This is a genomic window from Nocardioides cremeus (assembly GCF_030518195.1).
In the GTDB taxonomy this organism is placed as follows: Bacteria; Actinomycetota; Actinomycetes; order Propionibacteriales; family Nocardioidaceae; genus Nocardioides; species Nocardioides cremeus.
On sequence record NZ_JAULSC010000034.1, the window covers coordinates 1 to 20,704 of the forward strand.

The window sequence follows — 20,704 nt, forward strand, 5'->3', positions numbered from 1 at the left end:
GTCCAAAGACATCCATGATCGACGGGGCATAACAAACTAATTCGTCGACTATGACACACTGTTGAGTTCTCAAGAATCAGACGCACACCGTCCCAGCACCTCTCGGCACCAGCGGCGGGGCTCTGCGCCCAGTCATCGCAGCGAACTGCGGTGCTGAGCTGTGGTCGTCCCGGGGCCGGGAGCCCGGCCAGACCGGCCTTGCTCCCCGCCGCTCCCTGGCGACATGGAAAACATTAGGCGAACGGCTGCCACCCGGCAAATCGAGTCGGGGTGACCCGGAGCACATCCGCGTTTGTGCAGGTCAGAGGGGGTGCGGCCGCTCGTCGGGGGCCATGGCCAGCAGATCACGGGTGTCAGCGGGCGTGCGGCACCCGGCCAGGCGCATCGCCTCGACGGTCTCGACGAGGAGAGCGGCGTGCAGCCGCGCCACCCCGGCCTCGCCATCGACCAGCGCGTGCAGCACGGGTCGGCCGACGAAGACCGCGTCGGCGCCGGCGGCCAGCGCGGTCAGGACGTCGAGCCCGCAGCGCACTCCCCCGTCGACGTACACCTCGGCCTCGTCGCCGACCGCGCGACGCACCTCGGGCAGGGCGACCGCGGTGCTCAGGCTGCGGTCGAGCTGGCGACCACCGTGCGTCGAGACCCAGACGCCCGCGGCGCCGGCCTGCACGCAGCGGCGCGCGTCGTCGCCCCGCAGCACTCCCTTGACCACGACGGGGAGCCCGGTGCGCTCGCGCAGCCAGTCGATGTCGTGCGGTCCGAGGTCGAGGGCCTTCTCCGATCCGGGCTGGTCCTCGTAGCCGGGGTCGAAGTTGACCCGGGTCCACCCGGGGTCGGCGACGTCCCAGATCAGGGCCTCCGAGGGGTGCCAGGCGGCGACCACCGGGGTGTCGACCGTCAGGACGACGGCGGCCGCACCGGCGGCGACCGCCCGGTCGAGCAGCGGGCCGGCCAACGTGCGGTCGGAGGGCAGGTAGACCTGCAACCACCAGGTGACCCCCGTGGCGGCGATGTCGTCGAAGGTGCTGCCCGCGTTGCTCGAGACGACCATCACCGCGCCGGCCGCAGCCGAGGCTCGCGCGGTGGCCACCTCCCCGTCGGGGTGCACGGCGCGCTGCAGCGAGGTCGGGGCCACGCCCCAGGGCACCCGGGCGGAGCGACCCAGGAGCTCGACGGACGGGTCGACGTCGGTGACGTCGCGCAGGACGTGCGGTCGCAGCCGCAGCTCGCCCCAGGCCGCGGCGGCCTCGCCGGCGGTGACACCGGCGCCCGCGGCGTGCTCGACGTACTCGCGCAGCGGGGTGGACATCGACCCGGCGGCGCGCGCGGCCAGCCCGGTCAGCCAGCTGCTGCTCCCCGGGTCGTCCACCTCAGACGACCTCGACGCCCTTGAAGCTCTTCTTGCCCTTGCGCAGCACCAACCAGGTGCCGCCGAGCAGGTCGTCGGCGCCCGGGACCCTGTCGGGGTCCTCGACGCGCACGTTGTTGAGGTAGGCGCCGCCCTCCCCCACGGTGCGACGTGCGTCGCCCCTGCTCTTGGCCAGCCCGGTCTCGACGAGCAGGTCGACGACGGAGGGCAGTCCTCCGGCCGACTCGACACGCAGCACCCCGGTCTCGCGCAGCGCTGCGCCGAGCGTGTCGGGGCTCAGCTCACCCATGTCGCCGCCGCCGAAGAGTGCGGCGGAGGCCGCCTGGATGCGGGCGGTCTCGTCGGCCCCGTGGACCAGCGTGGTCATCTCCTCGGCGAGCGCCTTCTGCCCTGCCCGCAGGAACGGCTTCTCGGCGTGCGCCGCCTCGAGCTCCTCGATGCGGGCCCGGTCGAGGAAGGTGAACAGGCGCAGCAGCTCGCCGACCTTCTCGTCCTCGACGTTGAGCCAGAACTGGTAGAAGGCGTAGGGCGAGAGCATCTCGGGGTCCAGCCACAGGGCCCCGCCCTCGGTCTTGCCGTACTTGGTGCCGTCGGCCCGCGTCACCAGCGGGGTGACGAAGGCGTGCACCCGCTCGCCGTCGGCGCGGCGCACGAGCTCGACCCCTCCAGTGATGTTGCCCCACTGGTCGGAGCCGCCGAGCTGGAGGGAGACACCGTGCTCGCGGTGCAGGTGCAGGTAGTCCATCGACTGCAGCAGGATGTAGGAGAACTCGGTGTAGCTGATGCCGTCCTCGAGCCGGTTGCGCACCACGTCGCGGGCCAGCATCCGGTTGACCGGGAAGTGCTTGCCGATGTCGCGCAGGAAGTCGATCGCGGAGACGCCGGCGGTCCAGTCGAGGTTGTTGACCATCGTGGCGGCGTTCTGGCCCTCGAAGGAGAGGAACGGCTCGACCTGCCGGCGAATGCGCTCGACCCACTCGGCCACGGTCTCGAGCGTGTTGAGCGTGCGCTCGCCGGAGTCGCGGGGGTCGCCGATCATGCCGGTCGAGCCGCCGACGAGCACGAAGGGCGTGTGGCCGGCGCGCTGCAGGCGCATCGCGGTGACGATCTGCAGGAGGTTGCCCATGTGCAGGCTCGGCGCGGTGGGGTCGAAGCCGACGTAGTAGCGGACGCTGCCCTCCGCGAGCGCGGCACGCAGCGCGTCGCGGTCCGTCGAGTGAGCGACGAGGCCGCGCCACTCGAGGTCGTCGAGGAGGGTGGGGTCGATGCTCACGTCTGGTGCCTTCTCCGCTGCGGGGCGCGGACGCGCAGTCCGCCGGACGACGCCAAGCCTGCCTCATCGCCGATCGGGGCGGCCACCGGGTTCACCGGCGGTCGGCCCGGGGCCCACCGCGGCCGGACGCCCTATCCTCGTGCGCATGGAGGTCGAGCAGGCGTGATCGCGGGCAGGTACACGCTCGAGCGGGAGATCGGCCGCGGCGGGATGGGCGCGGTGTGGCTCGGGCGCGACGAGATGCTCGGCCGGCCCGTGGCGATCAAGCGCCTGGGCGCCGTGCCGGGCCAGGACCCCGACGACCGGGAGCGCGCCGAGCGCGCCGAGCGCGAGGCCCGCCTCGCCGCGCGCCTGAGCCACCCCCACGTCGTGGCGGTCTACGACCTCGTCGAGCAGGACGACCAGCAGTACCTGGTGATGGAGCACGTCGACGGCACCAACCTCTCCGGCTATCTGCGCGCCGAGGGCCCCCTCTCCCCCGACCGGGCCGCACAGCTGCTGGGCCAGGCGGCCGAGGCGCTCGCGGCGGCCCACGAGGCGGGCATCGTGCACCGCGACGTCAAGCCCTCCAACATGCTGGTCACCTCCGACGGGCAGGTGAAGCTCTCGGACTTCGGCATCGCCCGCGCCGAGGCCGACCCGTCCCTGACCCAGACCGGGCTGGTGACCGGCTCCCCCGCCTACCTGGCGCCGGAGGTGGCCTCGGGGGCCACGGCCACCGCGCGCAGCGACGTCTGGTCGCTGGGAGCCTCGCTCTACCACGCCCTGGCCGGCCACCCGCCGTACGAGGTGAGCGACAACGTGCTCGGGGCGCTCTACCGGATCGTGCACGAGGAGCCCCCGCGCGTCGACGAGCCGGGGTGGCTCGGACCGCTGCTGCGCGCCACCATGTGCCGCGACCCCGAGCAGCGCTGGGACATGGCCACCGTGCGCGACGTGCTGCAGCAGGGTCCGGGAGCCGCCGGGCCCCTCCCTGTGCCGTCCGGTGACGACACCCGCTCGATGGAGGAGATCGCGCCGGTCAACACCGGGGCCCAGCCCACCGTCATCCCGGGCTCCGGGGCCCCCGACTCCCCCGGCACGCCGCAGCGCCGCGGACGCCGTGCGGCCCTCGTGCCGCTGGCACTCGGTGCTGCGGTGCTGGCCGTGGTCGTCGTGATCGCCTTCGCGGTCGGCCAGGGCCGCGACCCCGGTGACGAGGGACCCACCGCCGCGGCGAGCAGTCCCGAACCGACCACGAGCAGCGCGTCCGAGGACCCGACGCCGTCGCCGTCCGAGGGCCCCACCGCAGCGGACATCGAGGAGTTCGCGGCCGACTACGTGCAGACTGCCGCGTCCGACCCCGCTGCGGGCTACGCCATGCTCACCCCGGCCTACCAGCGCGCCAGCGGCCGACTGCAGGGCTACACCGGCTTCTGGGGCAGCGTGCGCGAGGTGCGCGACTTCACGATGAAGGGGGCCGACCCTGTGGCCGGGACCGCCACCTACACCTACACCTACCGGCGCGCAGGCACGGGCACCGTCACCGAGACCGTCGAGCTGACGCTGCAGGAGCAGCCGGACGGCGGGTTCCTGATCTCGGACGCACGCACGATCTGACAGCGCGGCGGGGCCTCGAGGCCCTATCGTGGCCCGGGGCGGAGGTGTGATGACGGCTGGTGGGATGTACCGCGACATCGTCGAGCGCTCGCCGGACGGCATCTGGGTCATCGACCTGACCGGGCGCACGATCTACGCCAACCCCGCGATGGCGCGGCTCTACGGCGTGCCGCACGAGCGGATGCAGGACGTCCCCATGCAGGCCAGCCTCGACGAGGTCGGCCGGACCCAGCTCGAGGAGCACCTCGGGCGGGTCCGCGAGGGGCACGTCAACCACGACGCCGTCGAGGTCCAGCTCGTGCGCCACGACGGGGGCATCACCTGGGTGCTGGTGCGCGAGTGCCCGGTGCACGACGAGGCCGGGCGAGCCGTCGCGCTGCAGCTGACCTTCAGCGACTACAACGAGCGCCGCGCGGCGGTGCTGGCCCACGAGGAGAGCCGGCGGCGCCTCGAGGAGGCCCAGGAGATCGCCCGCATCGGCGCCTGGACCTGGGACCTGACCGCCGGCGAGATCATCGGCTCCGCCCAGGTCGACCGGCTCTTCGACGTCGACACGACCACCGGGGCCTGGACCCTGGACCGCTTCGTCGAGAAGGTCCACCCCGACGACCGCGACCGGGTGCGCGAGCTGGTGGCCGCCAGCCTGGCCGACGGCAGCGTCCTCGACTTCACCGTGCAGGTCCGGGTCGGCGAGGAGTGGCGCTGGGCCAGGTCGCGCGGGGTGCTGCAGCCCGATCCCGAGCACCCGCGGATGGTCGGCACGCTGCAGGACGTCACCGAGACCAAGCAGACCGAGATCGCACTGGCCGACCAGGCCGCCCAGAACACCCTGATGCAGACCGTGTCGACGGCCGCCAACGACGCCGAGGACTTCGAGGGCCTGCTGCGCCAGGCCCGCGACCTGGTGCTGCTGCACGACGACTGGGCGCGGGCGCGGGCCTTCACGGTCGACCACGACGAGGTGCTGCAGCCGCTGTACGTCGACTCGCTCAGCGCCGCCGAGGACGAGGCCGACCCGGCCACGGCCGAGGCAGAGCTCACCCTGGCCCGCAAGGTGCTGGCCGGGCGCGAGGTGCTCTGGGACGACGCACGGCTCACCATCGCCTTCCCGGTGATGGTGCTCGACGAGGTCCGCGCGGTGCTGACCATCACCTCCGACCCGCCGCTCTACCGCCATGCGATGATCGAGCAGATGGTCGCGCACGTGGCCGAGCAGATGGGCCGCGTGGCGTGGCGCGAGCAGGTGCGCGACGAGCTGGCCGAGGCGCGCGACCAGGCGATGGACGCCTCGCGGCAGAAGTCGGAGTTCCTGGCCACGATGAGCCACGAGATCCGCACCCCGCTCAACGGGGTCATCGGCCTCAACGACCTGCTCATGCGCAGCACGCTCACCGGCGAGCAGCAGCGCCTCGCGGCCGGCGTGCAGGTGGCCAGCCGCGCGCTGCTGGGCGTCATCAACGACATCCTCGACTTCTCCAAGATCGAGGCCGGCCGTCTCGAGGTCGAGGTCCTCGACTTCGAGGTGCGACCGGTCCTCGACCAGGTGGTCGGGGTGCTCGCCGCGCAGGCCCGCGCCAAGGGTGTCGAGCTCACGCTCTCGTGCGCCGCCGACGTGCCCCGGGTGCTGGCCGGCGACCCCACCCGCATCGCGCAGGTGCTGACCAACCTGGTCTCGAACGCCGTCAAGTTCACCGACCGCGGCCACGTCGACGTCGAGGCGACCGCGCGCCCGGCCCACGACGGCGGCGCCACCCTGGTCGTCTCCGTGACCGACACCGGCATCGGCGTGCCTCCCGACAAGGTCGCCGGGCTCTTCGACCCCTTCACCCAGGCCGACGCCTCCACCACCCGCGTCTACGGCGGCACCGGCCTCGGGCTGGCGATCTCCCACGAGATCGTCCAGGCCCTGGGCGGGACCCTGGCCCACAGTCCCAACCCGGCCGGGGGTGCTGTCTTCACCGCCGAGATCCCGCTGGCGCTGCCCGACGGCGACGTCGTCGACGCCGCCGACGAGCAGGCGCGCTCGCTGCTCGGCGGGCGCCGGGTCCTGGTGGTCGATGACAACCCGGCCAACCGGATGATCCTGGTCGAGCAGCTCGGCTGGTGGGGTCTCGAGGTCGACGTCGCGGCCTCGGTCGACGAGGCGCTGGCGGCCGTGGCCCGCAACGACCGCGACGCGGCCGAGCAGCAGGTGGCGGCGTACGCCGCTGTGCTGCTCGACATGGCGATGCCCGAGCGCGACGGTCTCGACCTGGCGCGCACGCTGCGTGCCGACCCCGCGCACCGCTCGACCGTGCTGCTGATGCTCACCTCGATGAACCACCTCACCGGCGCCGAGGTGCGCCGGGCCGGGCTCGACGACTGCCTCGTCAAGCCGGTGCTGTCGGGCGTGCTGCGCAGCGCCCTGGTCGAGCACCTCACGACCACGCAGCCCGCGAGCGCCCCGGCGGCGACCCGGGGGCGGCACCGGGTGCTGGTCGTGGAGGACAACCCCGTCAACCAGATGGTCGCCTCGGGGCTGCTCGAGCACCTGGGCTACGACCACGCGACCGTCGACGACGGCCGGGCCGCCGTCGAGGCCGTGGCGCGCGGCGGCTGGGACGCCGTGCTGATGGACGTGCAGATGCCGGTGCTCGACGGGTACGCCGCGACCCGCGCGATCCGGGCCGCCGAGGCGGCCGCCGGCTCCCCCCGCCTGCCGGTCATCGCGATGACCGCGGCTGCCGTGGAGGGCGAGCGCGAGCGCTGCGCCGACGCCGGGATGGACGACTACCTGACCAAGCCCGTCGATCCCGCCGCCCTCACCGACACCCTGGCGCGGTGGCTCGACGCCTCCGAGCACGATGATGGTCCCGGCCACCAGCCCGCCGACCAGTCCGGCCCCGCACCCTGCCCCGAGCGTGACCACGAGGAGAACCCGATGCCCGAGCCCGTCCCGCCCACGGACGACCCGGCCCTGGCCGGTCTCGACCTCGACCGGCTCGAGATGCTGCGCGAGCTCGACGAGGACAACACCGACTACCTCGACCGGGCCATCGCCAACTTCGGGCGCAACTGCACCGAGGCGATGGCCGCGATGGGCGCCGCGATCGAGGCGGACGACGCCGACGCGCTGCGCCAGTCGTCGCACAAGCTGGCCGGCGGCGCGCTCAACCTCGGGGTGGTCTACGCGGGCGAGGCGGTGCGCCGCCTGGAGGCGGTGGCCGACACCGGGTCCGTCGACGGTGCCGCCGAGCTGCTGCCCTCGACGCAGGAGGCGCTCGAGCGCGGGCAGGCCGCACTGGCCGCCTACCAGGAGTGGTACCGCGGGCTGGGCGGCTGAGTCAGCCCGGCAGCTGTCCGGCCGCGTCCTCGGACGGCGCCTGGCGGTCCTCGCCGGTCCAGGCGCACGAGCCCTCCGTGCCCCGGGCACGGTCGGGGTCGGCCTTGCGCACCGCACGCTCGGGCGGGTCGATCGCCCGAGCCACCGTTGCCCGCACGTGGTCGTAGTCGGGGTCGGCCGAGGAGAAGCGCTCCGAGGGCTTGAACACCACGGAGCGGACCTTCGCGTCCTTCATCCGCAGCCCGAGCTCGACCAGCGCGGGCAGCAGGTCGCGCGGGATGTCGGTGGTCACGATGTCCATCCCGGCCTCGGCCAGGCCCGTGTAGCGGCGCAGCAGCGTCATCGGGTCGGCCGCCTCGATGATCGCGTCGACCGCGCAGCGCTGGCGCTCCATGCGCCGGTAGTCGTCGGAGCCGTAGCGTCCCCGGGCGAACCACAGCGCGTGGAAGCCGTCGAGGTGCTGGTCGGGGCCGGGCTCGATCCAGGCCGTGGGCTCGATGCCGGCGTCGGTGTTGCCGTTGATGGCCACCGGCTCGTTGACGTCGACGGTGATCCCGCCGATCGCGTCGACCACCTGCTCGAAGCCGCGCAGGTTGACCAGCACGTAGTAGTCGACGTCGAGGCCGAGCGAGCCGGCCACCGCGAGCTTGAGCGCGTCGGCTCCCTCGTCGGCCCCCTCGTCCGCGCTGGCACCGAGCACGCCGGGGTGCAGCAGCGGCACCTGCCCGTAGACGGCGTTGAGCATGTACGCCGCTGGGTCGCCGTCGCCGGTGAACCCGTCGGGGTAGAGCTCGTGCAGCGCGCTGCCCTCGGGGAACTGGGCGCGCATGAGGTTGCGGGGCAGCGAGAACATCACGGTCTTGCCCGTGGCGGTCTCGATGCTCGCGAGGATCAGGCTGTCGGTGCGCACCCCCGCGCGCGAGTCGGAGCCGTCCCCGCCGAGCAGCAGCAGGTTGACCCGCTCGCGCCCGCCCCACGGGTCGGCCACGGTCACGTCGCGCGGGATCGTGGCGCTGCGCGGCGCCTCCTCGAAGACGGTCTCGACGAGGTCGGCCTGCACGGTGGCGTAGCGGGCGGCCAGCCCCAGCGGCGCGCCGACGACCGCGACGAGCAGCAGCACGACGGCGTGGCCGGCCACCGTGGCGGCGCGCGAGCGGCGTACGGGGCGGGCCTGGCGGTAGGTCAGCCAGACGGTGGCCGCCCATACCGCCAGCCCGAGCAGGGCCGCGGCCGCCAGGGTCTTGAGCCGGGCGGGGTCCATGGCCAGGTCGATGAGGGTACGCAGGTCGGCGACCCTGCTGGCCGTCCCGGCGGCGTACGCCGCGACCAGCAGGAAGGGCACCAGGACCAGGAGCCCGAGCAGCCGGCGGCCGGTCCACACCAGGCCAGAGCCGGGCACCACGGCGCCCAACAGGGTCACCGCCACGGTGCCCCGCAGACCGGCGGCCCGGCGTCGCGGCCGGAGCCGGCGCCGGCGGCCGCGGCGGGGCGTGGGCGGCGGGCCGGGGTGCTCCGGCGCGGTGGAGCCGTGGGGCGGCTCGGCCATGACGACCTCGCAGGCTGGGGAAGCGGGCGCTCGGAAGGTAACAGCCCGACGGCCGCGCGTCGGGGACCTCGGCTCCCCCGCGCTCGAGGCTTTGCCGTGGTCGGGGTCAGTCCCCCGCCAGGCGCCCCGTCGCGACGTCGCGGTGCAGCGCCAGGTCGGCGGCGTAGGTCTGCTCGACCAGGTCGCGCGTGGCCGCGGAGACGTCGTGCTCCCGGTCGGGCGAGACGTTGCGCTGGCGCAGCTCGGTCTTGCGCGCCTTCTTGGGCCCCAGGCACCCGCGCAGCCAGGCGAGGCACTCGTCGAGGTCCTCGTAGCGGTAGAGCCGGTCGACACCCGGCGTGCCGTCGGCGCGGTTGACGTAGCTGGACTGCGACGGCAGGTCGATCTCGCCGGTGGCGACCCGGCCGACGAACTCGTCGAAGCTCATGTCGCCGGTGTACGTCGCGGTGCCGACGATGCCGGGCCGGGAGCGGTAGCGCCACCACGACGACATCCACGACACCGGGTCACGCACCAGGGCGCAGGTCTCGTAGTCGGCCCGGGCGTAGCCGTGCTGGTCGAGCAGCGGCGCGATGTCGCGCTCGAACCCCTCGGCGCCGACGTGCTTGAGCGAGTGCGGCCCCGAGGTCACCAGCTGGGCGTGCCTGGCGAAGGCCGCCTCGAGGGCGGTGGACCCCGACTTGGGCACGGCGAGGACGACGAAGCCGTACTTGGGCGCGGCGATCATGGCCCCAGTCTGCCGCCTGCCGGCCGCTCACCCCACAGGGGCCTTGGGGTCGGCGCGTGCGGTGGGTAGCGTCGTCGGCATGGAATCGAACGCACGTGCGAACAACGACCGGTCCGACGTCCTGGGTGCCGAGGCGCCCGACCCCACCGCGACCGAGAAGGACCCGCAGGACTGGGTGAGCGGCGACGAGCCCGCCACCGGCGCGCAGAAGAGCTACCTCGACACCCTGGCCCGCGAGGCCGGCGAAACCATCGACGCCGACCTGACCAAGGCCGAGGCCTCCGAGCACATCGACCGGCTGCAGGGTGAGGGCCGCGGCTGAGCGGCGCGGCGCCCGGCGCCGGTGCTGGCACGGGCCCAGGATGAGGCCATGAGCGAGCACGCGGTCGAGGGCCGCGACCACGCCGAGGACTCATCCCGTTCCCAGGGAAGCACCGACGGCCCGCTGGAGGACGAGCTCGAGAGCGCCATGGACCGCCAGCTCGGCGAGGGCGTCCAGCGGATGGGTCGCGGCGTCGTGACGACCGGCGTCACCGGCTTCTTCGGCGGCTCCGAGGTCGCCTTCGGCGTGCTCGCACTGCTGGCGGTCTACCACGAGACCGGCAGCCACCTGCTGGCCGGTCTCGCGTTCTCGCTGGGCTTCGTGGCGCTGCTGCTGGCCCGCTCGGAGCTCTTCACCGAGGGCTTCCTGATCCCCGTGGTCACGGTGGCGGCGCGCCGCGCCCGGGTGCGCTCGCTGCTGCGGCTGTGGGGCCTGACGCTGGTGGGCAACCTGCTCGGCGGCTGGGTGATCATGTGGCTGGTGGTCCAGGCGTTCCCCGCCTACCACTCCGACCTGGTGACGATGGCCGCGCACTTCGTCGAGGCCGGGCTGTCGCTGGAGACCTTCTCGCTGGCCGTCCTGGCCGGCGCCGCGATCACGCTGCTCGCCCGCATGCAGCAGGGCACCGACGAGATGACGGCCAAGATCATCGCCGCGGTCGCCATCGGCTTCCTGCTCGCGGGCCTGCAGATGTTCCACTCGATCCTCGACTCGCTGCTCGCCTTCGGGGCCCTTCACACCGGCGAGGCGGGCTTCGGGTACGTCGACTGGGCGCGGTGGTTCTCCTGGACCGTGCTGGGCAACATGGTCGGCGGCCTGGGGCTGGTCACCCTGCTGCGACTGGTGCGCAGCCGCGACCGCGTCCTGGAGGAGCGGCAGGCCTCGCAGCAGCGCTGACCTCGCGGCTGGCTCGGCCGGGCCGAGGCCCGCCGCCCGGGTCAGTCCCCCGAGCCGCCGCCCGAGACCGCACGCACCAGCGCCTGCGCCAGGGCGTTCACCGGCACGCCAGCGCGCAGTGCGGCGTCGCGCAGCACCGACTCGGCGTCGTCGACGTCGACCCCCAGGTGGGCGGCCAGCATGCCGGTGGCCTGCGCGAGCACCGCCGAGTCCTTGAGCAGGCCGGGCGCCCGCTCGGCCTCCTCACGGGTGCGGAAGGACAGGTCGGCGTTGGCCACCGCGCCGGGGGCCCAGCCGCCCAGCAGCTCGGCCAGGGCCTCGTGCTGGTCGTCGAAGGCCGCGCGCGAGGCGGCGTACAGGTTGGCGGTGCCGGCCACCTCGTCACCCTCGAGCAGCGGCATCGTCAGGCTGCTGCGCACGGCGGTGGCCGCCGAGAGCTCGGCGAAGGCCTGCCAGGCCGTCTCGTCGAGAGCGTCGATGTCGGGCACGTCGGTGCACTCCCCGACCTCGATCGCCTCCACGCAGGGGCCGCCCATCGCGTACTGCACCGCGTCGAGCAGCCCGATCTCCTCGTCGGTGGCCACCAGGGTCAGCACCACCCCGTGGCGCCGCCACCCGATCGACATCCCCACGCAGTCGGGCACCAGCTCGCGCACCCTCGTCGCCAGGTCCTGCAGGCTGGCCCGCAGGTCGTCGCCCTCGGGGTGCTCGGTCGCGAGCTCGTCGAGCGCGGCCAGCGTCTCCTTGATCGGCTCCATGCAGGGATCCCACCAGGGACGCGAAGAGCGCTCTTCACCCTCGCGGGCTACGGATGGAGCACTCATAGTCGTTGGTAGGGCGGGTGGGGCTCGAACCCACGACCCAAGGATTATGAGGGGTAGGACTGTGGCCCCGGTGGAGTTAGGCCTTCTAGCCGCCTACCTGCGGAAACGCACTCGATACCCGGTTTGACCAGCAGTTTCTTGCAAGCTCGGCTGGTCGTACCGTCGCATACCGGCTCATATCGGCTGCAACCGCTAGGAGCCGCTACGGAGCCTTTCGGATCAGCCGAACGGGTTCCAGCCCTGCCAAGCCACCACCGCGACGACACCCCCGATGACTGTGGCCGCGCCAACGACGAATGCGCCGGGCTTGCGGAGTCGCGCCCAGAGGGAGTGGTCGGGGGTGGGACTTGGGTTGGCGGTCGCCGTGTTGCCCGCACCCGAAGCGCTGACAGTGTTGACCGTGATCGGACTCCGCTTCGCGCCATGAACGACAACGTGCACGGCTTGGTTTGCGGCAGCCGTGGACGGGACCTCGTTGACACCCAGCGCCCCGGATGCCCGCAGTTCCGCGACGAGGCCGACGAGGATCGTGCGAACTCGGTCTAGGAGCCCGCTCAACGCGGACGAAGTAAGCGCCCAATAAAGGCCCGTGATGGACTGCCCGTACCGCGTGTCTTGTGCGTTCATATACCGGACAAGGTCCGAGGCGTGGGGAAGGGTGATCTTCACCGTGCCTCCGTCGGCATCTTTGATCAGAGCCTCGATCTGTCCGATGCCCCAGTAGATCGGCGCCTGCTCACCGATCGCCTCCTGGGCGAAGTCCGGCAGCGCGGAGGGACTGATGTGCTGCTGATTCACTATCGAGCTGATGGTGACGCCGTCGAGCGCAATAACCGCCGGCAGCACCCTGTAATCCGGAAGGTCCTCCCGCTGCTCGTAGCCCTCCAACTCCTGCCGAGCCCAGTCTCGCAACTCCGTCGATCCAGACTTGCCGCCAAGCGCGAGGCACTTACGCAGGACATCAGCGAGCGGGACACTGCTATCCAGAGCACCCTTCTCGATCTGATCCAACAAGCTTGCCATCCAGAACCCCTATCCGTATGGCCCGATCATCCCAAGGAGCGCCGACACCAATCGCGCGACTCACCGCATCTGTGCAGGTCGCACATGTCGACTTTCCAAGGGTGTGCCGCTGGCGTAGCGTCGCGACATTTGGTTGCATTCGGCAACCATCCAGCGATGGAGGTTCCCATGCCAGCGACGAAGGACACCCGCCACGCCGTCTCCCGATCGACCGGGGCGACCACCTGGACCCGCAAGGAGGGCGACCAGTGGAAGACCACCTGCTTGAACCACAAGACCGAGACGACCGCGCCGAACCGGGGTGCAGCCTGGAAGAACGGCTCTACCCCGGCGCAGTTCTGCCCGAAGTGCAGGGCGATTACCGAGGGCAAGGCCGACAAGCTTCTGGGCGGCCTGCTCGATCTGCCCACCCCCACCCCGGCGAAGAAGCGCAGCAAGTCCACGCCGAAGAAGCCGGTCGCCAAGAGGGCGGAGCCCGATTCGACCGAGATGGCATGACCAAGTACATGGACCCTTGGGGACCGGGCGGCAAGTTCATCGAGTCCGGCCTGTACCGCATCCTTTGAATAGACGCCGACCCTGATCGCTCAGCCGCGCGGTCAGGGTCGGACCACATGTACGAGCGGCGCACTGCTGTCCGGGTCCGTGGCGAGCCGAAGGCATCCCACGGGGCGAGGGTGAAAGCATGACGGCGCCAGACCTACCCGAACGGGGATGACAACCGAGAATGCACACGACCGACGCTCACGCCCTCCAGGCCATACTCGCCGAACTCAACAGCCCCGCAAGCGGCTCATCCCTCAATGCGCGCTGGGCTAAGGCGCTGGGCGTGCAGCCGGGCGCGGCTGGGTTTCCGAGGCGGCATGCCGAGGTCATGAATCTCCTCGCCGAGACCATCCGTCAGATCGGCGTCCTCCCACCTGCGAGGCGCGGGAATTACGAACCGTCGGCGCCCCTTTGGTGGAAGGCCGTAGTCGCTCCAGACATCGCCTGGGGTGCCGGCAACACCACCGGTCCCATCATCGGTCAGGAACACATCGCGTTGCTGGGAAGCATGGGTGATGTGATCGAGGCTCGGCAAGAAGGGACTGCACTGGCCCCCGGAGGGGTCAATCTCGAGGCCCTAACGGACCAGTGCAAAGAGTGGATTGAGGTACTGCAGGGTACTCATCTGCCCAACGGCCTACGCACTCTGCTGATTGAGAGCCTCGAACACGTTATTTGGCTGGCCGATAGCGTGGACAGATTCGGCTACGCACGTGTGGCACGCGAAGCCGAGAGCGTCACAGGCGCTCTAGTTCTGGCCACTCCACAGGTCCCGGACGAAGCGCGCCCGTCATGGAATCAGCGCTTCCGTCGCTGGACGGCAACTCTTGCAACCTTCACCCTCCTCGCCAGTGGGACACAGTTGGCGATCGAGGGAGCGACGGACGTCGTCAACGAGGTGGCACCCGCCGTGGGCCAGGTCATTGAGATGATCGAAGGTAGCGACGACTCCACACCCTCCACAGAATGAACGCGAACGACTGTGGTTCCGCGTGACTAGATTCGACTAGTTAAGCGGATCAGGCTCCAAGCGATAGGTGGATGAGTAAGCGATCGACCCGAACTGCGAACCTCCTGGCCGCCCAATGATTGCGGGGTCCTCGGCTCCGGCAAGGTTGAGCGCCAGCAATTGCGCCAACAAATCGTCTCCCGGAGCGAAGCCGTACGCGTCGAGGACTGCCGCGTCGAGCGCATCGTGAAGGTCGCGAAGGGGAGAGGAGCCTGAGACCCGTAGGGCGTCGTACATCCGCCCGAGGGTGATGCCGTGGTCGAGGTAGGACTCTCGGGCTTCGATGATGTTCTTCGTAGCCTCGGCGATCGCAGCGACCTGAAAATCTGTCACGTTCGCAGGCCACGGGAAGGTGTTCCAGACAGTAGTCGGGGTGTAGCGGGGTCGAGTCTCGAGCTTGGAGCAGCGCTCATCCAGCCAAGCTCGATGCAACGATGACGACAAGATTCCGAATGAGTAATCGTCGTCGAACGCAAAGACCTGGAGCGACGCGTCGGGTCTCACACCCGCCCCGACGAAGTTGTAGATGGACATGCGATCGGCGGCCGCGACGATGCTTAGCGCAATGTACCGTTCCCTCGGCAATGCGGCTACGGCACTAAGCATGTCATCTCGGCGATAGGCATGACGCCACCAATACTCGAGAAATTTCGAGTGGTGCTTCTTGCGCTTGTACCGCGGATTGGCCGCCAGCGATTCCTCATTATTGCGACGTTCGTCGGCTGCGGCCGACTCTCGGGTAGGCAATACAGTCGCACGCAAGTGATCCAGCGCCCCCGACGCTTCGGCGTGCACCTTGATCGAGTCGGTATGCGGCAAGTCGATCACATACTGACTGATGCCCAGCGTCTTGATCATTGGGTCCGCGGAAAGCATTGGATGTATATACTCACCACTGCCTGGGTCCCGTGTGGCCATGTCCTTTGCGGCCGACCTACTCAAACGGAATCCGGCAACATTTCCGGTGGTTTGCCCTTGAAAACAGGACTTCGGCCGTTTGTTCACGGCCAAGTCGACCGCCTTGCGCACATCGGTCACGGCTCGCAGACTAGGCGGAACGACCTCAACGGGGAGACGCAATTCACCATTGTCAAGCCAGAGAGTTTTTTCTGACGGTTCAAACGGCGAGCCTTTCACCCAGTTGACGATAGATACTGTGACAGCAGCGTCGCCCGACCAGGTCTGAGATGAGACGGCGTCGAAGATATGCCCGTCGTTTGTCGTGATGTAATCGAGAGAACGCTTTCGCGAATCGCCATCACGGATGGCCTGCGTGGCCACGAACCCTGCCCGTCCCCCATCTGGCAACGCGTCGTGCGCCAACGGGAACCAGTAGGTCACAAAGTCTGAGACCCCCGGGTTGGGGTAACGCTCCGCGAGTTCGCCGACATAGCCAGCACCTAGTTCGTCCGCCATCTTTCGGCGTCCCATGTACGGAGGGTTACCGATGATGACGTCCGCCCTTGGCCACGGATTTAGTAGGGCATCGCCGTAAAGGATAGTTTCGTCGAGGTTGTCCAATGGCAGGACGTTCGCCTGTCCACCCTCAAGCTCGTCCGCTGCGAGCTTCTTCGCCATCATCAACGTCACCTTCGCAACCTCGACCGCATACGGATTGCTATCGAGTCCCAGAAAGTGGTCCGTGGTTACGTACGAGAAGGCAGCCTGGTCCGCGTTGCCGCTGGACCGGCGTCGTTCGTCAACTCGTCGCTTTGCTTCTGCCTCCAACCGTCGCATTTCTCGATACGCGACGTAGAGGAAGTTGCCGGAGCCACAGGCCGGATCTAGGACTCGGAATGACGCCATGTCGAGAAGCAGACGCTCGTAATCGTTGATGTTCTTCGCAGCATCGATGCGTTTCTGCCACGGCTGAACGATGCAGGGTCCAACAATCTTCATGATGTCTGCCTGTGTGGTGAAGTGCGCCCCATATGCGTGGCGTTCACCAGCATCCATCGATGTCTCGAACAGGGTTCCGAAGATTTCGGGGCGCACTGCGGCCCAGTTGGTGGTGCAGGCCGCTCGCATAGCGCGCAACTCTTCATCGGTCATCTGCACCGGCTGTACGTCGGCGAAAAGTCCGCCGTTGAAATAGGGAGTTCCCTCAAAGCGACCGCCGCTCGTATTCCCGGGCGTGTTCATTTCGCGAAGCAGCGACCCTAGGAGGTCATAGGCCTCGCGACCGTTTTGAGCATCGGTCGTCACCGTACGCGTGAACATTTGAGAAGGAAGGAGCCCGATGTCTTCGGCAAACATCGCGACCACGCACTGGAGAACGAAGTGCTGAGCCTGTAGGCGGTTAACACCCCGAGCCACCATGGATCGGAATGCGCCAGATACTTGGGCCGCCGCCTCGCGGGTGACTTCAACCAGATTGTTCTCGAAGATGGGCGGCTGCTCATCCGGCAGCATGAACGCCATCGCCTCATGCCGTTCGGGCAATTCTTCGACCCGAAGCACATCCATAGGTGCGTCGAGCTGCTGGTCGAAGTCGTAGATCCAAAACTCGTCGAAGTTACAGAGCACCACGTAACGCGGTCGCGTCGGGACGGCTTGCTGCCAGTAGTCGAAGGCTTGTCTGAAGTGGCGCGACAAGTCGGAGCCCGACTTCTTCATCTCGAAGAGCACGCGGGGTTTCCACATCAAGTCCGCGTAGGACACCCCGAGGTAGTCGATCCGACGCTGGATGCGATCCTCGTAGATCGCCCCAGCCTCTATTGCTCCATCGTGCCCGAAGGCCTTGAAGAGCCGGTCGAGGAAGATCTGCGCCTCACTCTTCTCGTCTCCGCGTAGGTGTATGCGGCGCCATTCGACGAAGGTGCTCAGGCTGGGTCGCAGTTCTTCCGGTTCCACCGGGCAATATCATCACGCTCGCACGCCGTGGCCCGGACGCAGCGCCGCATTCACGCGCCCTTGATGATCGGGACGACGTTGTCCCCCGCCCTTCGACCGAACGCCGCATCGAGTGCAGCCTCGTGGGTGGCCGTATCTTCGGCGAACAGGTGGGTATAGATCGTGCGGGTCACTACCTCGTTGCCGTGCCCCATCCACGCAGCCACCTGAGCGGCAGGTATGCCGTTGCTCGCGCAGATGCTCGCGAACGTGTGCCGCAGGTCGTGCTGACGCAACGCGTCGGGGATGCCGGGCGTCGCCCGGACGGTCGGCTTGAAGATGTTGCGGAAGAACGGCCCGGGGCTCCACGGCTGGTCGTAGTCGATTGCGCTGGTGTTGCCGTAGCGGCTCCGGCCGGTGATCGACCTGCCCGGCCAGAAGGGCGCCTGGGGGTCGTCGGCGTGCGGGTGCTGCTGCACGTACCCGGCGAGGTCGCGGGCTAACGCTCGCGGGAGCGGCGCCGTCCGAGTCTTGTCGGACTTTGGCGTACCTGTCTCCCATCCGCCCTTGACCTTGGCCCGGGTGCGCCTCACGTGCACGCGACGGGCCGCGAGGTCGACGTCTGCCATGTTGAGCCCGGCGCACTCCCCCACCCTCAACCCGGTGAAGGCGAGGAACGTGACCAGTAGGTCGTACGGGTACACGAACTCGGCTGCAAGCTCGGACACCTGTCTCGGCGTCAGGAACACATACTCGTGAGCCGCCCGACCACGGCTCTTGTTCGTCGGTAGTCGTACGCCCTTAGCCGGGTTCTGACTGATGGCCCGGTTCTGAGCCGCGTACTGCAGGACGTTGCTGAGCACGAGGTAGTGGTGCTTGATCGTGGCGGGGCTGATCGGCTGACCACCTCGCCCTAAGCGGTTGTCTTCGATGTACCGCAGCCACTCCGCCACGTCGCTCGGCCCGAGGTCTCGGATGCGCCGGTGCCCGAGCCTCGGAACCACGGTCGCGTCCAGCAGCCCTCTGCACTTGCGCGCCGTGTTGGGGCTGACCGTGCGCTCATAGTCGACGAACCAGCGGTTGGCCCAGGCCTCGACAGTCTCCTTGCCCGCGTTGTGGTCGACGGCGAGCCCCTGCGCCTTGCGATCATCGATCTCGCGGCGCTTGGCCTCGGCGTCGAGCTTGCGCGTGAACCGCTGCTTCTGGAACTTACGCCGGGTCTCCCCTGGGTTAGCGGGATCGGGCTCGTCGTACGACCAACGGCACTCCCAGCCCTTGCCGTTGGGCGCTTTCGTCACGTGCGCCATCACTTCTCCTTGGTGATCTCATCGAGCCAGGCTTGTGCCTCGGCTTCGGTGTCGAAGGTCTTGCCGCGCTTGCGCTTGTTGATCGTGGTGACAGCGAGCCAGCGCCCGTTGGGCTTCTGCTTCGGCTTGGGCCACCGGACCCGATCGGCTCGCTTGGAGCGGTTCGCCTTGTAGGTCTCGGAGCGCTGCTCGCTGTTGGCCTCACGCTCGGCGCGCACCTGCATCGCCCGCTCGACCTTCTTGCGGCGTCGCAGGTCCTTTTCGCTCAGGTAGCCCCGAGGAACGCCGTCGTATGTCGCAGTGGCCGAGCCCTGGTGCCCCGCGTTCGCTTTCGGTGGGGAAGGAGCCTCGCGCCGCAGTGCCTTGACCCGCCTGTCGAGGTCGCGGCTGTCCTCGTCGGTCCAGAGCCTCATGAGGTCACCGGCTCGCGGGCGAGGATGCGAGCGACGACGGGCGGCGACCAGCCCCCACCCCTCGCGGTTGGGTGGCCCTCGTCGGCGAGGGTCTGGGCGATTGCACGGGTAGAAAGGCCTTCGGCCTGCATTGCCCTCATGCGCCGGAGTGCGGCCTGCTGCGCCTTGATGGGGCCGTTGGGCCCGTAGCCGTAGCAGTAGCGCCCATTGGCGTGGCCGCCGGTGGCGGCCTTGGCGGCTCGACCGTCTCGCAAGCGCTTGACGATCAGGAGACGGTCAAGCTCGTGGAAGACCCCGGCCATCTTCCGCATCGCCGTGCGCATCGGGTCGTCGGGGTCGTCCTTCAACACCTCGTCCGCGACGGCTGTGAAGACGCGGCCGTCGAGCCGGGTCCAGACCTCGGCGAGCACGGCTTCTTGGACGCTGACCTCGCGGGCCAGGCGGTCGAGGTCGCGCACGATCAGCCCGCCTGCGGCGCCGTTGTGCAAGTCACGCAACGCCGCGGTAAGGCCGGGCCGGTCGGTGGCGGGCTTCGCCCCGCTGACGCCTTCATCTCGGTGGACCGCGACGATCTTGTGGCCGTTCGCTCGGGCCCATCGCCGGATCGCCTTCTCCTGAATGCCGAGCCCTTGTCCGTGCTCGACCTGCTCCCGGGTGCTGACCCGGACATACGCAACAAGCTTCACCGCTCTCTCCCTCCGTGACCCCCTAGCCGCCCGACCTGGGAAGCCGCCGAACCTTCGGGTTCGGCGTCGGGCGGGCGACGCTAGGCCTCCTCGGAAATGCCGTCGAGCGGGCCACACCCGCGCCCCGTAGCGCTGTCCTCGGCGACGGGGCGGGGGCGAGGCGCCCGAACCGCACGGCAATCCGCCTACGCCCCACGAGCGGGTCTGACGCGTGTGCCTTCGGGCTCGCCCCCAGCGGGCTTCACGACGACCGAGCCGACGATGGTGTTCTCGTCGGGCCTGATACGGCCGGACTCGTAGTCGCGGGCATCCTCGTTGTCGAGGTCTCGCCACGCCTCCGCCTGGGCGTCGTGCTGAGCCTGGTCCAGGTCCTCGCTGTCCCCCACCCCCGACGGCAAGGCAGCGTGGTCGTCTGGGCCCGCGAGCGAGCCCCGGTCGACGCCGCCCTGGAACACGTCATCGAGCACGCTCTCCCACTTGGACGTACTGACCTCGATCGTCTGACCAGGGCCGTAGCCGATGCGGTCGAGCACCCCGAGCGCGGCTCGCAGGCGGACCGCATCGTCGGTGTCCTCATCGCGGACGATCTTGGACAGCGCTGCGATGGCCGGGTCTGCAAGCTCGAGAAGTCGCTCCTTCGCCGACTTCTGTACTTGGGGGGCGGCGCCGCCGTGCGACGTACAGACCGTGCCGCCCTTGATCGCGGCTCGCTTGCAGCGCAGGCCGGTGCTGAACACGGTCGCCTTGCATCGACGCTCGGGGTTCTTACTGCCCGGCACACCGGCAATTCCGCGCCGTTCGCTACCTGAGCGTCGCGCCCTTTCATCGTGCTTCGACGCTCGACCGCCCTTGCCGTTCTTGCTAGGTCCACGTGTGGACGGGTCGCGACTGTTCTTTGCAGTCGGCGCGCCCTCGGCCGCGTTCACTTCGTCCGTCATTGCACTTCTCCTTTTCCTCGACACCCACGCGGCCCGAACCGCTTTCGACCGGTTCGATCGGTTCGGTCCCC

17 protein-coding genes are annotated in these 20,704 nt (G+C 69.5%); 6 read left to right on the forward strand and 11 right to left on the reverse strand.

Annotated elements, in window-relative coordinates; genetic code table 11:
- Nucleotides 1-301: 301 nt before the first annotated feature.
- A complete protein-coding gene (locus QWJ41_RS19700; protein ID WP_302710163.1) occupies nucleotides 302-1,369 on the reverse strand; it encodes an alpha-hydroxy acid oxidase in 1,068 nt (355 codons plus the stop codon).
- A 1-nt stretch (nucleotide 1,370) separates the two neighbouring features.
- Entirely contained in the window at nucleotides 1,371-2,642 is a 1,272-nt protein-coding gene (gene tyrS / locus QWJ41_RS19705) for a tyrosine--tRNA ligase (protein WP_302710164.1), read from the reverse strand.
- Nucleotides 2,643-2,804: 162 nt separating this feature from the next.
- Here tyrS and QWJ41_RS19710 point away from each other — a divergent pair, with 162 nt between their 5' ends.
- Together QWJ41_RS19710 and QWJ41_RS19715 are read left to right on the forward strand one after the other, a co-directional pair.
- Nucleotides 2,805-4,241, forward strand: coding sequence for a serine/threonine-protein kinase (locus QWJ41_RS19710; protein WP_302710165.1), 1,437 nt, complete (start codon nucleotides 2,805-2,807; stop codon nucleotides 4,239-4,241).
- Nucleotides 4,242-4,290: 49 nt separating this feature from the next.
- Nucleotides 4,291-7,563, forward strand: a complete 3,273-nt coding sequence (locus tag QWJ41_RS19715; protein WP_302710166.1) for a response regulator — start codon at nucleotides 4,291-4,293, stop codon at nucleotides 7,561-7,563.
- A 1-nt stretch (nucleotide 7,564) separates the two neighbouring features.
- On the opposite strand, the gene QWJ41_RS19720 is transcribed toward QWJ41_RS19715, so the two are convergent.
- On the reverse strand, nucleotides 7,565-9,109 hold the full coding sequence (locus QWJ41_RS19720) for an LCP family protein (protein WP_302710167.1): 1,545 nt from the start codon (nucleotides 9,107-9,109) through the stop codon (nucleotides 7,565-7,567).
- A gap of 106 nt (nucleotides 9,110-9,215) precedes the next feature.
- The gene (locus QWJ41_RS19725; protein ID WP_302710168.1) at nucleotides 9,216-9,836 is read right to left on the reverse strand and encodes a sulfotransferase family protein; all 621 of its coding nucleotides are present in this window, start codon (nucleotides 9,834-9,836) and stop codon (nucleotides 9,216-9,218) included.
- Nucleotides 9,837-9,915: 79 nt separating this feature from the next.
- Here QWJ41_RS19725 and QWJ41_RS19730 point away from each other — a divergent pair, with 79 nt between their 5' ends.
- Nucleotides 9,916-10,158 carry a DUF3072 domain-containing protein gene (locus QWJ41_RS19730; protein WP_302710169.1) on the forward strand — a complete coding sequence of 81 codons (243 nt, stop codon included), beginning with the start codon at nucleotides 9,916-9,918 and terminating at the stop codon, nucleotides 10,156-10,158.
- Between the two features lie 48 nt (nucleotides 10,159-10,206).
- Nucleotides 10,207-11,055, forward strand: a complete 849-nt coding sequence (locus QWJ41_RS19735) for a formate/nitrite transporter family protein (RefSeq protein ID WP_302710170.1) — start codon at nucleotides 10,207-10,209, stop codon at nucleotides 11,053-11,055.
- Nucleotides 11,056-11,096: 41 nt separating this feature from the next.
- Here the strand turns inward: QWJ41_RS19735 and QWJ41_RS19740 are convergent, their stop codons facing one another.
- Both QWJ41_RS19740 and QWJ41_RS19745 read right to left on the reverse strand, forming a co-directional pair.
- Nucleotides 11,097-11,813, reverse strand: coding sequence for a GAF and ANTAR domain-containing protein (locus QWJ41_RS19740; RefSeq protein WP_302710171.1), 717 nt, complete (start codon nucleotides 11,811-11,813; stop codon nucleotides 11,097-11,099).
- A gap of 285 nt (nucleotides 11,814-12,098) precedes the next feature.
- The gene (locus QWJ41_RS19745) at nucleotides 12,099-12,902 is read right to left on the reverse strand and encodes an AbiTii domain-containing protein (RefSeq protein WP_302710172.1); all 804 of its coding nucleotides are present in this window, start codon (nucleotides 12,900-12,902) and stop codon (nucleotides 12,099-12,101) included.
- A 156-nt stretch (nucleotides 12,903-13,058) separates the two neighbouring features.
- Here QWJ41_RS19745 and QWJ41_RS19750 point away from each other — a divergent pair, with 156 nt between their 5' ends.
- Together QWJ41_RS19750 and QWJ41_RS19755 are read left to right on the forward strand one after the other, a co-directional pair.
- Nucleotides 13,059-13,400, forward strand: a complete 342-nt coding sequence (locus tag QWJ41_RS19750; RefSeq protein WP_302710173.1) for a hypothetical protein — start codon at nucleotides 13,059-13,061, stop codon at nucleotides 13,398-13,400.
- A gap of 229 nt (nucleotides 13,401-13,629) precedes the next feature.
- A complete protein-coding gene (locus QWJ41_RS19755; RefSeq protein ID WP_302710174.1) occupies nucleotides 13,630-14,418 on the forward strand; it encodes a hypothetical protein in 789 nt (262 codons plus the stop codon).
- Between the two features lie 36 nt (nucleotides 14,419-14,454).
- Here the strand turns inward: QWJ41_RS19755 and QWJ41_RS19760 are convergent, their stop codons facing one another.
- The 5 genes from QWJ41_RS19760 to QWJ41_RS19780 form a co-directional block, all read right to left on the reverse strand.
- Nucleotides 14,455-17,310, reverse strand: coding sequence for a DNA methyltransferase (locus QWJ41_RS19760; RefSeq protein WP_302710175.1), 2,856 nt, complete (start codon nucleotides 17,308-17,310; stop codon nucleotides 14,455-14,457).
- 50 nt (nucleotides 17,311-17,360) lie between these two features.
- Nucleotides 17,361-18,596 carry a tyrosine-type recombinase/integrase gene (locus tag QWJ41_RS19765; protein WP_302710176.1) on the reverse strand — a complete coding sequence of 412 codons (1,236 nt, stop codon included), beginning with the start codon at nucleotides 18,594-18,596 and terminating at the stop codon, nucleotides 17,361-17,363.
- A complete protein-coding gene (locus tag QWJ41_RS19770; protein WP_302710177.1) occupies nucleotides 18,596-19,009 on the reverse strand; it encodes a hypothetical protein in 414 nt (137 codons plus the stop codon). The genes QWJ41_RS19765 and QWJ41_RS19770 overlap by 1 nt, the downstream gene beginning before the upstream one ends.
- Nucleotides 19,006-19,695: a recombinase family protein gene (locus QWJ41_RS19775; RefSeq protein ID WP_302710178.1), complete on the reverse strand. Its 690-nt coding sequence runs from the start codon at nucleotides 19,693-19,695 to the stop codon at nucleotides 19,006-19,008. The genes QWJ41_RS19770 and QWJ41_RS19775 overlap by 4 nt, the downstream gene beginning before the upstream one ends.
- 185 nt (nucleotides 19,696-19,880) lie before the next feature.
- A complete protein-coding gene (locus QWJ41_RS19780; protein ID WP_302710179.1) occupies nucleotides 19,881-20,633 on the reverse strand; it encodes a hypothetical protein in 753 nt (250 codons plus the stop codon).
- Between the last annotated feature and the right edge of the window lie 71 nt (nucleotides 20,634-20,704).

Excerpts from the sequence above, each read along its gene's own strand:
- QWJ41_RS19715 (WP_302710166.1), top strand. The coding sequence starts at position 4,291 with ATGACGGCTGGTGGGATGTACCGCGACATCGTCGAGCGCTCGCCGGAC.
- QWJ41_RS19720 (WP_302710167.1), bottom strand. The coding sequence starts at position 9,109 with ATGGCCGAGCCGCCCCACGGCTCCACCGCGCCGGAGCACCCCGGCCCG.
- QWJ41_RS19725 (WP_302710168.1), bottom strand. The coding sequence starts at position 9,836 with ATGATCGCCGCGCCCAAGTACGGCTTCGTCGTCCTCGCCGTGCCCAAG.
- QWJ41_RS19730 (WP_302710169.1), top strand. The coding sequence starts at position 9,916 with ATGGAATCGAACGCACGTGCGAACAACGACCGGTCCGACGTCCTGGGT.
- QWJ41_RS19735 (WP_302710170.1), top strand. The coding sequence starts at position 10,207 with ATGAGCGAGCACGCGGTCGAGGGCCGCGACCACGCCGAGGACTCATCC.
- QWJ41_RS19740 (WP_302710171.1), bottom strand. The coding sequence starts at position 11,813 with ATGGAGCCGATCAAGGAGACGCTGGCCGCGCTCGACGAGCTCGCGACC.
- QWJ41_RS19745 (WP_302710172.1), bottom strand. The coding sequence starts at position 12,902 with ATGGCAAGCTTGTTGGATCAGATCGAGAAGGGTGCTCTGGATAGCAGT.
- QWJ41_RS19750 (WP_302710173.1), top strand. The coding sequence starts at position 13,059 with ATGGAGGTTCCCATGCCAGCGACGAAGGACACCCGCCACGCCGTCTCC.
- QWJ41_RS19755 (WP_302710174.1), top strand. The coding sequence starts at position 13,630 with ATGCACACGACCGACGCTCACGCCCTCCAGGCCATACTCGCCGAACTC.
- QWJ41_RS19765 (WP_302710176.1), bottom strand. The coding sequence starts at position 18,596 with ATGGCGCACGTGACGAAAGCGCCCAACGGCAAGGGCTGGGAGTGCCGT.
- QWJ41_RS19770 (WP_302710177.1), bottom strand. The coding sequence starts at position 19,009 with ATGAGGCTCTGGACCGACGAGGACAGCCGCGACCTCGACAGGCGGGTC.
- QWJ41_RS19780 (WP_302710179.1), bottom strand. The coding sequence starts at position 20,633 with ATGACGGACGAAGTGAACGCGGCCGAGGGCGCGCCGACTGCAAAGAAC.